Raw genomic sequence first — 14,839 nt, 5'->3', positions numbered from 1 at the left:
ATTAAAAAGAATGGAGTGTCAATAAGTGAAAATAAAAAATGTTCTAGTGGCTGTAACTGGTATGTCACCACAGGTTGTTACAGAAACAATTTATGCCCTATATATAAATAAAAACGTAATTATTGATGAAGTACAAATAATAACTACATCAAAAGGATGTGAACAAGCTTGGATAGGCTTAGGCATGGAAGATGGCGAGCAGCCGTCACAACTTGTCCAGCTATGTAAAGAGTATAATTTACCCGCAATACCATTTACCAAAGAAAATATTTTTGTTATTCCTGATGCCGACGGAAACGCCGTCGCTGATGCTCGTTCAGTAGGAGATCATAATGCTTTAGCTGATTACATTATTAATCACGTAAGAGAGCTTGCTGAGCATGATAACGTTAATATTTTTGCAAGTTTAGCTGGTGGGCGTAAAACAATGACTTTTTTCATGGGGTACGCCATGAGTTTATTTGGACGTTCTCAGGATAGTTTATCTCATGTATTGGTCAGTGAAGAGTTTGAAAATGTAAAAGACTTCTTTTACCCAACAATTAAAGATAAGCGGGTTACCAATTATAATAATATATCCTTTAATGCAAAAAACGCTCAAGTAACGCTAGCTGAAATTCCATTTGTTCGTATGCGTGATGAAATGCCAGAGCGAATGATAAAACAAAAGGCGAGTTATACTGAAACCATTAAATTGATAAATGTTGCCAGTCAAGAGCCTAAATTAGTGATTGATTTAGTTAATAAGAGAGTTTTAGCTAATAACTTTGATGTGCCGATGGCTAATGCAGAAATAGCCTTTTTGGCTTGGATTGCACAATTAGGTGAAGAGGGTGCTGAAGGCGTCAGTATTCCAACAGAGGGCTCTCCTAGTGAAGAGTACGCAGAAGGCTTTAAAGAGTTCTATGAAATTATTAATAACGGAATCACCAGTAAGGTAGAGTTATCACTACATAAGGGGATGGATAAAAGTTACTTTAATGATAGAAAAACCAAAGTAAAAACGGCATTTAAGCAGGCATTAGGGCAACGCTCAGCAGAAAACTTTAGTTTGCAAGCAATAAAGAAGCTCTCAGAAAGAAGTTCAGCCATGCTGTTTGGATTAAAAATAGCCCCTGAAAATATTTCGGTTTTATTCAAAGAGCAAACTAAAGTTGTGACGATGGACGTTTTTTCAAAAAAGGCTTTATATCAAAAAAGATAAAGTTGTTTGGCGAGCAGTAATCCTTCACCGTCTCATTGTGTAGTTCATATTACAGAGTTAATTGTTAGGCTTGTTGTTCACAACCTTGTGAACATTTAGCATGTATATTTTAATAAACATGCCTCATTACCTAATAAAACATTAAAATAAAGAGAGCTCTACAGGGGAAGTATTTGCTGTATTTGAGTTGTTATCCATAATAAATTTAAATGATTTTTCTACCGTTGTTTTACCTATACCTTTAACGCGGAGTAAACCGTTCAATGAATTGATATTAGGGTCATTTAACGCTATTTTTATTTTTTTTATGGCTCCTAAATTTAATCCCGATAATTTTTTTAATTCATCTTCTGGTAAGTTATTAAATTTACGGCAAAAGTTATGGTATAAATCATCTTCTGCTGTTGGATCAAAATGCCAAATCTCAATATCTATCTCTAGGTCTGTCAAAGACTCTTTCATTAAAGACAAAACTACACTTTCACTAAGGCCACCTAAACTTGCACCAAGTAAAGGAAAAGCAATAGACGTAATATCTTTCTCCTTAAACGTAGCGATAAACTTTTTTAACCCCAACTTTATATCATCAAGAGAAGACGGATCTTTCCAATGATTTTTAGTGGGGAAGTTTAAAACCCTAGAGCAGGCGTCACTTTTTTGTTTGTCATTATAAATCCATAAATTACCAAGTGTTAATTGGCCTTTAGCACAATAGCCTTGATACAAAGTAAACATTTCTGGGTATCTTAACTTAAACTCAAGGGCAATGCCTGCACCCATAACACCAACACAATTTACTGTGTTTACAATGGTTTGACAATGTGTTGAAAAAATATTACCTGTTTTTATATTAATCATGACAACTCCTAGAAAAATAACGAAGGGCAAACTTCAACACAAATATCATGAATATCTATGTTATCAATAATATATTGCTTAGCTTCATTAGTCGCACAATAAATCACCTCTAAATCGTCTATACCAACTTCACCGTGTATCAGTAATTCAGACATCATAGCGGTTTTAATACTTTCATCATATTTGCCATAATTCACCCACCGTTGACTAAAAACTCTATCCCAGTTTAACGCTTCTAAAAAGGCCTCATCATTAGAAAAGCTAGTATCATTTCGAGCAGCATTACCATTAGTATAAACAGCTCCTGGTGTGGAAATAATATTTTTATTGAAGCCTAAAACAATAATCAAACCTTGTGAAAAACTTTGCTGATTACGAAATAGCATGGCGTTTCTAGGATTAAAGTAAAAAGGAACATAATCATGAATACTACGATTATATATAGGCTCACGACCGCTTCTGCGATTATTAACAGCCTGATTACTTATATCAACTTTCTGAAAAGGATTATTATGGGCAAGTAGCCCATTTGCTAATATCCCTTCTAGATTAGCAATATGAGTCATGTGATCAACTGTCGATAAATGAGAAAAGTTATAAGCCATATGTCTGTACCTCTAAATTATTAATAAAAAGGTGTGCGTGTTAAGCAGCACCTGTTTCAATAATTAGAAGTTTACAGACTTACATTTGTTGTCTTGTCTTCACAAGCTTGTGAAAATAATTAACTCACCTTGGATTTCCAGTCTTTTAGTTGATTCACCAAACCATGAATAGCACCGCCAGATAAAGGCGTTAAATTGTTTAAGTTCTTAACTCTGTCGTGAGTATGCTCAGGTAATTCAAACACACTCAACAAAATGCCTTTAGCATGACTCCCGCCTAAATTACGCATTAAACTTTCCAGCTTTAACGTAACATCTTGGCCTTTACCGGCTTCACGCCAATTACTGGTTTTACACTCAACAATCATCATTTGGTTATTATGTACCAGCACAAGATCAAGCTCGTTACTTACAGAACTTTCCGTATTATTTTTATCTAACCAATGGCCATCAACACTCGTAGAAACATAATCAATACCCGAATCAAAAGCGGCTAAATAAGCAAATTCTTCAAACCAAGCGCCACCAATATACCTTGCAGCCTCCTCAGAAGAGAAGGTAATAGTTGCCTCTGCTTCGTTAAAAGTCACTAAATTAGCGCGTTCAAAATGCTGATAACAACTTACCATGCTGTTAAATTGAGGCACGCGCTCAACAACAGGCTTAAATTTATTGTTGCTACTAAAATTAGTTTGTCCGGCAAGACCATTCAAGAGTGAAATCAAATTAGTTTCTCGCTTGCACAGACCTAATAAAAAATCAGTGACAGGACGGCGATCAATAATATTGTCATGCTCTCGACAATGTTTATTTATTTCACTATTCACATTAAATTGATTTAAATATAAATAGTCATCAACATTTAACACACTTACATAAGGTAAAGGAGGGAATTTATTTTGATGAGGGTTGGTTAAAATAGTATTTTGTTTTTCGATAGTATCAGTATAAAAAACCATAGATTTTTCAGTTAACTTATCAAAAACCTGAGTAAAGGCAATTGACATAGGTTTGGTGCCGCCGGTTGCATTTACCGCAATCATAGCATTGGGGTATTCAAATCTTAATTGTTCAAATAAAGCTTCTGCGCGAACAAAAATTTTTGCATGATCAGTACTCGTTTGGCAATTAATCGTTTCAATGTGAGTAACCCCTTTTTTACGGTAAAAATCTTCGAGTAATACCGCTTTTTCTTTTAATTTATTATCACCTAATACTAAAATTATTTTCATTTCTTTATCAGGATTGCTAAAGCTACCAATAACATTAGGTAATAACTGATGTGAAATTAAGTTTATATGAATGATCAAAGTGAAATCCTTTCGATAAAGTATAGGGGCTAAAGTGACAATATAACCAATAAAAGTAAATACTTAATTGATTAAAGTAAACGTTATATTAATCAATTAAAGATGAAAAATAAAACCATAATCAATAACTCGATGATTTAGTTAATTCTAGCTAGTTCAGATAAAACGCAGTTGTAATGATTGTCAGTGCTTCATTTTTACATTTTTCACTTTACGATTTTCATAAAGGCATCCACACGTCTAATCCCTTAATGAACTGGGTGTTGTTATGAAAAAAGAGTAGAAATTTCTACTCTTTTTTTGATGTGTTAATCTCTTTATAAGTAGGGTGTTGTTATGACTAATAAGAATAAACGTGTTTGTACCTAAAGGCTTCTTAATCCCTTTATAAGCAAGGTGGTGTTATGACTATGAACTTGCTACCTTTTAGTTTACGCACCGATACCACAATGTCACGGCTGCCCCGATCATCGAAGTATTTCACCATGGAATCGTACTGTGCTTCTACTTCAGCTACCTGCTTAGGCTCAGGTGGTGAGGTGTCTAGTTGGTCTTGGTACACAAGCTCCTCAAGCGTATTGCCTGACCAATCACCTACTAGCTGTAAAGAGGCTATCACTTTGCATACATTCTTGAGGCTTACGCCAGATGTCTTCGCTACTAAATCTAATCTTCGTTCACCCATATAACCCTCCAGAGGTCGTGTAATGTTGTTCGGGTATTTTAGCTTTTATAAAAAATTTGTATAAAGGAATTATACTAATCTGCCTTTATCAGCCCTGTTCATATTCTTCTCTTAATCCCTTTATAAACAGGGCTTTGTTATGACCTAACGAAGGCCTCAAAGACTTCAAGTGGTAAGTCTTAATCCCTTTATAAACAGGGCTTTGTTATGAATAATGTCTAAAGAAATAGAGCTAGCAGTATCAGTCTTAATCCCTTTATAAACAGGGCTTTGTTATGACCTATAAAGGCAGTGTTCTCAGCACTAAGCACAACGTCTTAATCCCTTTATAAACAGGGCTTTGTTATGACCATAGGGTAGAACCATGAGCAGTATTGATAAAAGTCTTAATCCCTTTATAAACAGGGCTTTGTTATGACTGCTTACAACTGTCTAAAGGGGATAGCTTCCCCGTCTTAATCCCTTTATAAACAGGGCTTTGTTATGACCAGCACTAAGCACAACATGCCTAGCAGCTGAAGTCTTAATCCCTTTATAAACAGGGCTTTGTTATGACATCGGAGTACAATCCATGATTGAATTATTATACGTCTTAATCCCTTTATAAACAGGGCTTTGTTATGACCAACAGTGACATGTCATATGGCATGTACAACAAGTCTTAATCCCTTTATAAACAGGGCTTTGTTATGACAAATCATTCGCAATGTTCTTCGCCTTCATCACTGTCTTAATCCCTTTATAAACAGGGCTTTGTTATGACGATAACCATCATGGGCATATCAATCTACATCCATGTCTTAATCCCTTTATAAACAGGGCTTTGTTATGACAACGTGCATTGAACTGGAAGAAGTAAATAGTAGTCTTAATCCCTTTATAAACAGGGCTTTGTTATGACTTACTTCCATTGCATAACAGATGCCGATGAAGTCTTAATCCCTTTATAAACAGGGCTTTGTTATGACAACCATCATGAACAACTGCATCAAGTCAGTGAGTCTTAATCCCTTTATAAATAGGGCTTTGTTATGACTTAAAGCTACCAAACGTGTTCCGTTCTGTACTAGTCTTAATCCCTTTATAAACAGGGCTTTGTTATGACAAGTGAGCGTGAGAAGTGAGCTAATAATCATATGTCTTAATCCCTTTATAAACAGGGCTTTGTTATGACCTATAACACTCGTCCAATGACTGATTTGGAAATGTCTTAATCCCTTTATAAACAGGGCTTTGTTATGACGTTGATAGAAACTGCTGCAATAGATACAAGGGTCTTAATCCCTTTATAAACAGGGCTTTGTTATGACGGAACACAGACTAGCAGGTGGCACTCGACTCAAGTCTTAATCCCTTTATAAACAGGGCTTTGTTATGACAGATACTGGTGAGATTTTAGCGTTAATATTTAAGTCTTAATCCCTTTATAAACAGGGCTTTGTTATGACTGAAGAAAACAAACAGCGTCTAGCTAAACTGGAAGTCTTAATCCCTTTATAAACAGGGCTTTGTTATGACTGAAGAAAACAAACAGCGTCTAGCTAAACTGGAAGTCTTAATCCCTTTATAAACAGGGCTTTGTTATGACTACCATGATGATAGCATCAGGTAACAAAGTAGTCTTAATCCCTTTATAAACAGGGCTTTGTTATGACTAAGGAGAATTTCATGTCTAAAATTACAGCTGGTCTTAATCCCTTTATAAACAGGGCTTTGTTATGACAACGAAAAATCTTTAACTACTGGTTATTTAGTTGTCTTAATCCCTTTATAAACAGGGCTTTGTTATGACGACGTTAAACGCGTTAATCAGGTAAACATACCAGCCTTAATCCCTTTATAAACAGGGCTTTGTTATGACGCTCTTGCCCTTGCTACCTCTAACATTGGTTTGTCTTAATCCCTTTATAAACAGGGCTTTGTTATGACAGCTAACAACCTAGCCCAAGCTCTCGAAGCTGTCTTAATCCCTTTATAAACAGGGCTTTGTTATGACTACCAGACAACACCCGATACACCCGACCATATGTCTTAATCCCTTTATAAACAGGGCTTTGTTATGACTTAATGTACCAATTAGCTACTGGTATTATGTAGTCTTAATCCCTTTATAAACAGGGCTTTGTTATGACAAAGCAGCAGCATTCATCAACGTTCATGCTGGTCTTAATCCCTTTATAAACAGGGCTTTGTTATGACGCTGGGCAAATTTACGTGATGCCGAGGGTTTGTCTTAATCCCTTTATAAACAGGGCTTTGTTATGACGTAACGGCGCACCAGTAACAAAAGATATTCGTCGTCTTAATCCCTTTATAAACAGGGCTTTGTTATGACATTGAAGCAACGTTACCAAACTTACCTACAAAGTCTTAATCCCTTTATAAACAGGGCTTTGTTATGACCTAGCCCAAGCTCTCGAAGCTGCTACGGCTACCGTCTTAATCCCTTTATAAACAGGGCTTTGTTATGACGTATAACGATTTAGTTAGAAGACTTAGCCATCATGTCTTAATCCCTTTATAAACAGGGCTTTGTTATGACTTATAGCGATTATGTACCAGGTACTATTAACAAGTCTTAATCCCTTTATAAACAGGGCTTTGTTATGACATGAAGCGTGTTAGAACACTTCTTCGTGCTGGTCTTAATCCCTTTATAAACAGGGCTTTGTTATGACCACAGAAGAAACTTGTTTCACAAATTGTTGAGGTCTTAATCCCTTTATAAACAGGGCTTTGTTATGACAAATCATTCGCAATGTTCTTCGCCTTCATCACTAGGTCTTAATCCCTTTATAAACAGGGCTTTGTTATGACGAAGAACCTATTTACAAGAATCTTGATTCTGGTCTTAATCCCTTTATAAACAGGGCTTTGTTATGACCTTCTCATCAGCCAACAACCTAGCATCAGCAGTCTTAATCCCTTTATAAACAGGGCTTTGTTATGACTCAAAGCCATCGACATACTAGACTCAGGTCTAGACGTCTTAATCCCTTTATAAACAGGGCTTTGTTATGACGGGAGCACAGACTAGCCAGCGGCATTAGCCTGTCTTAATCCCTTTATAAACAGGGCTTTGTTATGACTTAGTAGCTGAAGTAACAGCAGAACGTAAGATAGGTCTTAATCCCTTTATAAACAGGGCTTTGTTATGACGTAGTAGGTTGCAGCACTAACTGTAGTTTATCGTCTTAATCCCTTTATAAACAGGGCTTTGTTATGACATAATTGGCTTGTTTATGGCTACGTTGCACCAGTCTTAATCCCTTTATAAACAGGGCTTTGTTATGACCTAGCTACATCACTGAAAGCTGTACAAGTAAAACGGTCTTAATCCCTTTATAAACAGGGCTTTGTTATGACTCAGTACTTGAAGTAATTTGGCGTGGTGAGTTGTCTTAATCCCTTTATAAACAGGGCTTTGTTATGACAGAATGAATTCATAGGCACTGTAGCTGATGAGTTGTCTTAATCCCTTTATAAACAGGGCTTTGTTATGACGGTATGGTTGTATTTAGTTATACTTTTCATACAATTAAAAACAGCCTCACAATTTTTAATTGTTAGTGCAAAGTTGGTGGGAAAACCTTTGTTTTTTACCATCTATAAAATCCATAAACGTATATCGACATAACCTAATTATCTTATTAAATTTGCTAATGTTTTTCAATGTATTCCGTTAGTTTAATAATAAAAATTTATCATTGCCGCTAAACCCTTCTTTAGGCCAGTTTTCAAGGGTAGAACCGTGTATTGGATAAATGCGAATATCATCTTCTTTATCATTAATAATGGTGATTAATTTATCTACCATTTCTTTTAAGGTATGTTGCTCCATTAAACCGTAATACACTGAGAATTGTAAAAGCACACCATAGTGAATAATAACCTTATGAACTTTTTGTAATCGCTTTGGATTACGTATGTCGTAACATATTAAGTATGATTGCGGCATTTTCGGTCCTTATTATTAAACGCTATAAGAGTAACAACGGTAATTATTATCTTTGCCAAAGGTTGTTAGTAACGTTCTGTTTGATTAAAGTTAGGGGTGTTATCAATAATTTTCACTAAAAACATTGCATGTTTTCGTAGTTTATTACGCCACAACGTCATTACCTCGGGTAGGGCGTTGTAATAGTGTTTTCGTCCAGATTTGTTTAAAATACAGGCCGAGTCGACCAGGGTAAAGTGATCTAAGCGCAATATCCGTTGTTGAAAAAGTCGCCATACCCAATAATCTATATCGGGCCGTAAACATTCTTGCAGGTCACAAGCAAGTGAAGCTCTACCATAGCTGGTAGAGTGTAATATAGGTATCATAGGGTCTAGGCTTTGCCCATGGCACGCACGCTGTGCTTCGTAATACAATAAAGTATAACTCAGTGATAAGATTACATTGACGGGATCTTCAGGAGGACGTTTTGTGCGCTTGGTAAATAGCAAGTTTGCAGAAAAAATACGCTTGTAGGCTTGAAAGTAAACTTTAGATGCGTAGCCTTCTACCCCCATTACTTCATTTACGATCATCTCGGGCTTGTTTAGCTTTATTTGTTGCTGACTTAATGTTTTAGAGGCAAACAATAAGGGACCTGCAAGTGCTTTGTAATGATTACTCATGTTTTTCAATAAAGTACGCTGCGCACTAATTTTTCGTTTAATAATGATGGTTGAAAACCTACTCCGTAAGCTCGGGCAACTTAGCAAGTAATATTGATTCATTCTTCGCAGCACATTCCCGTGACTTTCGTTAATACTTATAAAACTGGCGTCAGGATTTCTGTTGTTTAAACAAATGAGTGATACGTCAAATTTGGCGAGTTGCCTTAACATGCCTGATGATAACTCACAATCACAGCTGATCACTAACGAGCGTAAATGACTTAACGGAATACTAGCGGTTGTATTGTTTTCTTTATCACTGTCTATGCTTTTACTAATGTACAGACGTTGTTGATTACACTTTAGTTTAGTGGACTTTCGGTCAATAAATATAGTTTCCATTACAGTGCTCCACATTATTCTCTATAGAGTGTTAGCCAAAATAGAGGTAGTTGGTATTTACGGGCATATGCGCAATGCCTAAACAGATTATATTTTCAACGTTATTAATTACCTGTAGTTTTATCGTATCGTTTTCATCAATAACACTGAGTAAGTGTTGTTCTAATTGTATTTTTTGTTCGGCAGTTAAATAACATTCATAAGCGGAATACTGCCCACCAATCTGATGTTTTTTTAGGGTTTTAAATACCTTGTTACGTCGTTTACTACAGCTTATATCGTAACAACATACATACAGTTTTTTCGACATAATGTCTCCCGAATGAATTTATATATTTGCTTTTAACCTCGATTTACAAAAAAATTTTGGTTGCGCCAATACACTATAAACAAAACCGTCAGCCTGAAAAATTTAACAAGCTTGTGAAGCCTAACCAGCACAATTATTTTTGTATTATTTATCGGTATCTCCTGAAATTTACGTTATTAAGCAGCCAAGGATAATTTATTTACTATGGACAATGTTAATTCTCCTTCAGACGCGTTGACTATTCTTGCTCGGGCAAGCAGTGACGTTATTGCTATCGCGAAAGAAGTAGGTGTTGATGCAAGTGCTTTGTTGCTATCACTTCCTGCAAGCGGGGTGTTGTTGAAAGGGATTAATGTCCCTGTGATACATAAAAAGTACAGAGGAACATGCAGTGTTATGTTCTATATTAATCAATCTACTCAAGGTGAATATTGGCCTTTTTTACGTTTTTCTACCTTTAAACATGGCGGCTTATCGTGTGTGTTTAATGGATCTACTTGGTTAAAAGAAAGGCAAGTTTTAAACATAAATACTGCAGTAAAACTTCCTAGGTTGTGCGCGAACAAGCTTGACGTTTTTTCAGAAAATATGATTAACAATAACGCTGCCCAGATATTTAACTCCTCACCCACAAACGCACTTGAAGACGAAAAACGTTTATCCCGCTTTATTAACTTACAAGCACAATACCGTAACGCTATCTCATTAACGTTAAGGGATATGTGGCTTGAGTCAAGATTAAACTCTCATGCAACAACCCTTTTACTTGACCGTATAAATGTTAAACGAACAGCCAATGCACTGCTGTTTCCGCTGTATCATGATGAACATCAACACACGGGCTTTCATAAAATAATAAACCAAGAAAAGGGAGATAAAAAATTCCACTTTGCAAAAAAACAAGGCGTTTTTTCAGGAAGTTATATCAATATAAAAGCAAACGATGAGTTTTCTCAATTGCCTATTGTGTTGTGTGAAGGCGTTGTAACCGGTATGTCGCTTGCCTTGGTGTGGCCGGGTGAAATAAGAATCGCGTTAAGTGCTAATAATTTATTACCGGTACGAAAAAATATAACAAAAGCTGTTGTTATTTTTTGTGATGAAGACGTGTGGAAAAACAAGGTTGGTAATGTTGGCAGAATAGCGGCGATGAAGGCAAAAAATGAAGATGACATTGTACGTGGCCCACTGTTTCATTTCACAAGTTTAGGGCATAAACCAACAGATTTTAATGACTTATTATGTTTAGAAGGATTATCGGTCCTGCATAAACAAGTTGGTGATGTGTTAGTCGAGTCACTCTACAAGTGACAGCACCTTCACAAGCTTGTTAAAACATTACAAGCTGTCGAAAACAATATACTTATTACGGTTGAAAAAGAGGCCTGCACAGCAGTAGCCTGTAATTCAATATCGGTTTTGTGTTTTTCCAAATTTAATAGGTCCATATGAATTCATCTCAATATAATAATGTTTTTAATATCAATGGCCTAAATTGTGAATGTGGCAGTTCAAGCAATAACGATAACATTACGAGTATGGTTTGTAATTCTGCCAATGATGTTGCCGCTAAGGCTATTGAACTTTATGATGACTTAGCTACTAAAAAGCAAGGGTTCATGTCACGTGACAGCCAAAGAGATATTATAAAAGCGTGTGCAAGTGCTAATTACAATAAGCACACTTTGATAGCTCAAGCCGGTACGGGGATTGGTAAAACCATGAGTTATGTATTGGGTGCGTTACCACTACTGAGCCAACAAAATACGAAACTTATTATTTCTACTTATACAGTGGCACTACAAACGCAGTTACAAGAGAAAGATTTACCCGAACTGATTGCGCATTTAGCCCCAGAGTTAACGTTTGAAGTCGCAAAAGGTGCAGGACATTATTTTTGTCCTGTTCGAGCGACTAATGCGATAGCCTCTGTGGAAAATAGTGATGTAGCACAAAAACAAGATATGTTTGCTGATGTTGAGGAGCAAAGTGCCCTCTCAACATATGATAAACAGAGTGTTAACAATCTACATAATGACTTTGAAAATAATGTTTTTGATGGTGATTTAGATAAAAGCGTAAAACCACTTAGCGCTAAAGTTATTTCAATGGTTAATCGTAATACAAATCATTGTCCAGGTAGTAAAAAATGCAGTAAATCCAATGTATGCCCTTTTTATATTCAACGGAGTAAAGTGCAGAAGGCAGATATTGTTATTACAAATCATGCACTTTTAGCGCCTACCACGCTAGGGGGACATTCAACCTTTTCTGATGGCGGTTTTGGCAATAGCCTGTTGGTTATTGATGAAGCACATCGTTTTCCGTCAGTTCTACGAGACGCTAATGAGGAAAGATTTTCTTTAGGTAGTTTGACAAAGTTATTAAAAAAGCCAGCAGCAATGGCGAAAAATATAACTAAATTCATCGGGGCGGCGCAACAAAGCTCTCAGCATCAGGCCGTTCAAGCGATGCAATTGGAGATTAAGCCCCTGATCGAACGAAGTGAGCGTGCATCTCAAGCTGTTATTGCCTTAAATTCCTTCTTAAAAAATAACTTCAATGTATTGCGGGGAAAAATCAATCAATTTGACGATAAAGATTCATGGGTAATGTCACCCTTAAGCATAGACAGCACTTTAGTATTACTTATTCAAGAATGTGGCGTGGAGCTTGGAGGTATATTTAAGGTACTAAGAGCAGTATGTAAAAAAAACAATGAGGATACTCAGGCTTATTTTAGCGATAGCGCAAACAAATCAGACAAATTTTTTCATACGCTAGTGATGAGTTTAAATACCTTATTTCAAGAGATAAAAAAAGCACTTGCTTGCTTGGCGTATTATACCAGTTTCGCTTTGTTAGAAAGACCTGAAGCAAAGGTTGCATCGGGAATTGCTCGCTGGATCTCACGTACTGAAAGTAAAAAAGATGGGAGTCATTTTGAGCTGCATGGCAACCTACTTAATGTGGGTTGCAGTTTTCAAGAATACTTTGTTAAAGAGTATCATTCTGTAGTACTGACCAGTGCCACATTAGAGCGCTTAGGTCGTTGTGACAGCTTTCTCAATGAACTTTCTATTGATAAGCAACACCCCAATAATATTGTTAAGTTGTTTAAATCTCCTTTCAACTATAACAATGCACAGCTAACTACACCTATAAAGTCTGGCAATCCAAATGCACCACAGCATCACCTTATTGTGGTAAATCAGTTAATGCAACTCATGTCAAGACATAAGGCTATTTTGGTTTTATTTACCTCTAAAAAATCATTGGAAAGTACCTATGAACTCTGTTCTGCATCGATAAAAGAGCTGATATTACGACAACATAGTTACAGCAAAAGTGAATTAATAAAACAACATAAAAATAATATTGATAACGGTAAAGCTTCCATTCTTTTTGGTGTTGACGGTTTGTCGGAAGGGGTGGATTTACCCAAAGAGTACTTAACGTGTGTCGTTATTACTAAATTACCTTTTCCACAAATGTCGGCACCACTGTTTAAATATGAAGCTATGTGCTTAGAGGCTAAGCATGAATCGAGTTTTTTTAAGCAAACATTGCCGTTATGTTCACAAAAGCTGATTCAAAGTGTCGGTCGATTAATCCGTTCAGAGAACGATTACGGTGAAGTGGTTATTTTAGACTCGCGAGTAAATACCCAGCGTTACGGCCCACAACTACTTGAATGCTTACCTATGTATAAAGATCGACCACTTAATTTCATACGATGAGTCATAAACTATTGATGTATAGGCTTTAGTAAACGATCCGTCACAAGCTTGTGAATTCAAAACGGCAGTAAATATTTATTATTATATAACCATTGAAACGCACAGACCTTTTTAGTCTTTAGTTGGTGGTTATATGTCATATATTTTCGAAGAAAAAAACAAAAATCAATGGTCACCAAAGCCATTAGGTTTAAAAGGCAAATTATCTAAGTGGCAGCAGCGCATGGTTAAAGCTTGCCCAAGCCCTAAAATGCATGAAGTTGTATGGCTAGATGGTGAGTACTGGGATCAAGTGTCGAAGAGTAAAAATAAATCATCAGTAGCCTATAAAGTCATTGGTTTTAAAGCTTGTGGCGATGCTATATGGCAAAGAGGGCAAGTTATAGAGTTAGGTACGGTATCTAAACCCTCTAGAAAGGTTGTACCAAGAAAACAGGCGCATTATTCGAGCGACAGCTCGTCAAGTTTACGAAGTGCACTGGCTGGTTGTGAAGATGCCAATGGCAGAATTTATTTATGTGATGGAATTTATATTTAATTTTTAGGAGAAGTATTATGGCTAGTAAAGGCATTAATAAAGTTATTTTGATTGGTAATTTAGGGCAAGCACCAGAGCTTAAAAAGCTTGCTAACGGTAACGCTATGGCAAACTTGTCTATTGCAACGTCCGAATCGTGGAAAGATAAAAATACCGGGCAATTACGTGAAAAAACCGAGTGGCATCGTGTTGTTATGTTTGGGTATTTAGCCGACATTGTAGGGAAATACCTAACGAAAGGGTCAAAAGTTTATGTTGAAGGGCGTTTGCAAACGCGTAAGTGGCAAGATGCCAGCGGGTACGATCGTTATACCACTGAGGTTAATGCCAATGAAATGCAAATGTTAGATAGTAAACGAGCAGGAGATTTTGTTGGTCAACCGTCATCTGTAAATACCCATACTAATATGTCACCTAGCTCCCAAAATACAGGCTCTGTTCAGGGCGGTAACATGACACATGAGCCTGCATCATTGCAAAGTAACAACGCAGCTAGCATTGCACCACCATTATCCACATTTGATGACTTTGATGACATCCCTTTTTAAATGCATGACTATTAACAAGCTATTTATAGTAATT

Annotated in this window: 12 protein-coding genes and 1 CRISPR repeat array; of the genes, 5 read left to right on the top strand and 7 right to left on the bottom strand. The window is 36.4% G+C overall.

Annotated features, from left to right (window positions below; genetic code table 11):
• The first annotated feature begins 25 nt into the window (after positions 1-25).
• Positions 26-1,204: a CRISPR-associated ring nuclease Csm6 gene (gene csm6 / locus CXF71_RS18520; protein WP_101234417.1), complete on the top strand. Its 1,179-nt coding sequence runs from the start codon at positions 26-28 to the stop codon at positions 1,202-1,204.
• A 141-nt stretch (positions 1,205-1,345) separates the two neighbouring features.
• On the opposite strand, the gene CXF71_RS18515 is transcribed toward csm6, so the two are convergent.
• The 7 genes from CXF71_RS18515 to cas2 (CXF71_RS18485) all read right to left on the bottom strand — a co-directional run bounded on the left by CXF71_RS18515 (position 1,346) and on the right by cas2 (CXF71_RS18485) (position 9,979).
• The gene (locus CXF71_RS18515) at positions 1,346-2,062 is read right to left on the bottom strand and encodes a macro domain-containing protein (RefSeq protein WP_101234416.1); all 717 of its coding nucleotides are present in this window, start codon (positions 2,060-2,062) and stop codon (positions 1,346-1,348) included.
• Between the two features lie 8 nt (positions 2,063-2,070).
• Positions 2,071-2,667, bottom strand: a complete 597-nt coding sequence (locus CXF71_RS18510) for a DUF4433 domain-containing protein (protein WP_101234415.1) — start codon at positions 2,665-2,667, stop codon at positions 2,071-2,073.
• Positions 2,668-2,786: 119 nt separating this feature from the next.
• Complete coding sequence (locus tag CXF71_RS18505; protein ID WP_157826794.1) at positions 2,787-3,977, bottom strand: Card1-like endonuclease domain-containing protein; 1,191 nt, start codon at positions 3,975-3,977, stop codon at positions 2,787-2,789.
• Between the two features lie 385 nt (positions 3,978-4,362).
• Entirely contained in the window at positions 4,363-4,662 is a 300-nt protein-coding gene (locus tag CXF71_RS18500; RefSeq protein WP_101234413.1) for a hypothetical protein, read from the bottom strand.
• Between the two features lie 108 nt (positions 4,663-4,770).
• A CRISPR array of direct repeats spans positions 4,771-8,166; the repeat unit is 36 nt; unit sequence GTCTTAATCCCTTTATAAACAGGGCTTTGTTATGAC.
• 178 nt (positions 8,167-8,344) lie between these two features.
• Complete coding sequence (gene cas2, locus CXF71_RS18495) at positions 8,345-8,620, bottom strand: CRISPR-associated endonuclease Cas2 (RefSeq protein ID WP_101234412.1); 276 nt, start codon at positions 8,618-8,620, stop codon at positions 8,345-8,347.
• 65 nt (positions 8,621-8,685) lie between these two features.
• Complete coding sequence (cas1, locus tag CXF71_RS18490; protein WP_157826793.1) at positions 8,686-9,669, bottom strand: CRISPR-associated endonuclease Cas1; 984 nt, start codon at positions 9,667-9,669, stop codon at positions 8,686-8,688.
• Positions 9,670-9,700: 31 nt separating this feature from the next.
• The gene (gene cas2, locus CXF71_RS18485; RefSeq protein WP_101234410.1) at positions 9,701-9,979 is read right to left on the bottom strand and encodes a CRISPR-associated endonuclease Cas2; all 279 of its coding nucleotides are present in this window, start codon (positions 9,977-9,979) and stop codon (positions 9,701-9,703) included.
• Between the two features lie 204 nt (positions 9,980-10,183).
• Between cas2 (CXF71_RS18485) and CXF71_RS18480 the strand changes: the two genes are divergently transcribed.
• The 4 genes from CXF71_RS18480 (at position 10,184) to ssb (ending at position 14,805) form a co-directional block, all read left to right on the top strand.
• Positions 10,184-11,290, top strand: a complete 1,107-nt coding sequence (locus CXF71_RS18480; protein ID WP_101234409.1) for a hypothetical protein — start codon at positions 10,184-10,186, stop codon at positions 11,288-11,290.
• A 137-nt stretch (positions 11,291-11,427) separates the two neighbouring features.
• On the top strand, positions 11,428-13,719 hold the full coding sequence (locus CXF71_RS18475; protein WP_101234408.1) for a helicase C-terminal domain-containing protein: 2,292 nt from the start codon (positions 11,428-11,430) through the stop codon (positions 13,717-13,719).
• A 133-nt stretch (positions 13,720-13,852) separates the two neighbouring features.
• A complete protein-coding gene (locus CXF71_RS18470; RefSeq protein ID WP_101234407.1) occupies positions 13,853-14,257 on the top strand; it encodes a hypothetical protein in 405 nt (134 codons plus the stop codon).
• Between the two features lie 17 nt (positions 14,258-14,274).
• Positions 14,275-14,805: a single-stranded DNA-binding protein gene (gene ssb, locus CXF71_RS18465; protein WP_101234406.1), complete on the top strand. Its 531-nt coding sequence runs from the start codon at positions 14,275-14,277 to the stop codon at positions 14,803-14,805.
• The last annotated feature ends 34 nt before the right edge of the window (positions 14,806-14,839 follow it).

The organism is Colwellia sp. 12G3 (assembly GCF_002836775.1).
In the GTDB taxonomy this organism is placed as follows: domain Bacteria; phylum Pseudomonadota; class Gammaproteobacteria; order Enterobacterales; family Alteromonadaceae; genus Colwellia.
The sequence above is the reverse complement of the archived record's forward strand: the minus strand, read 5'-3'. Positions and strand labels throughout refer to the sequence as shown.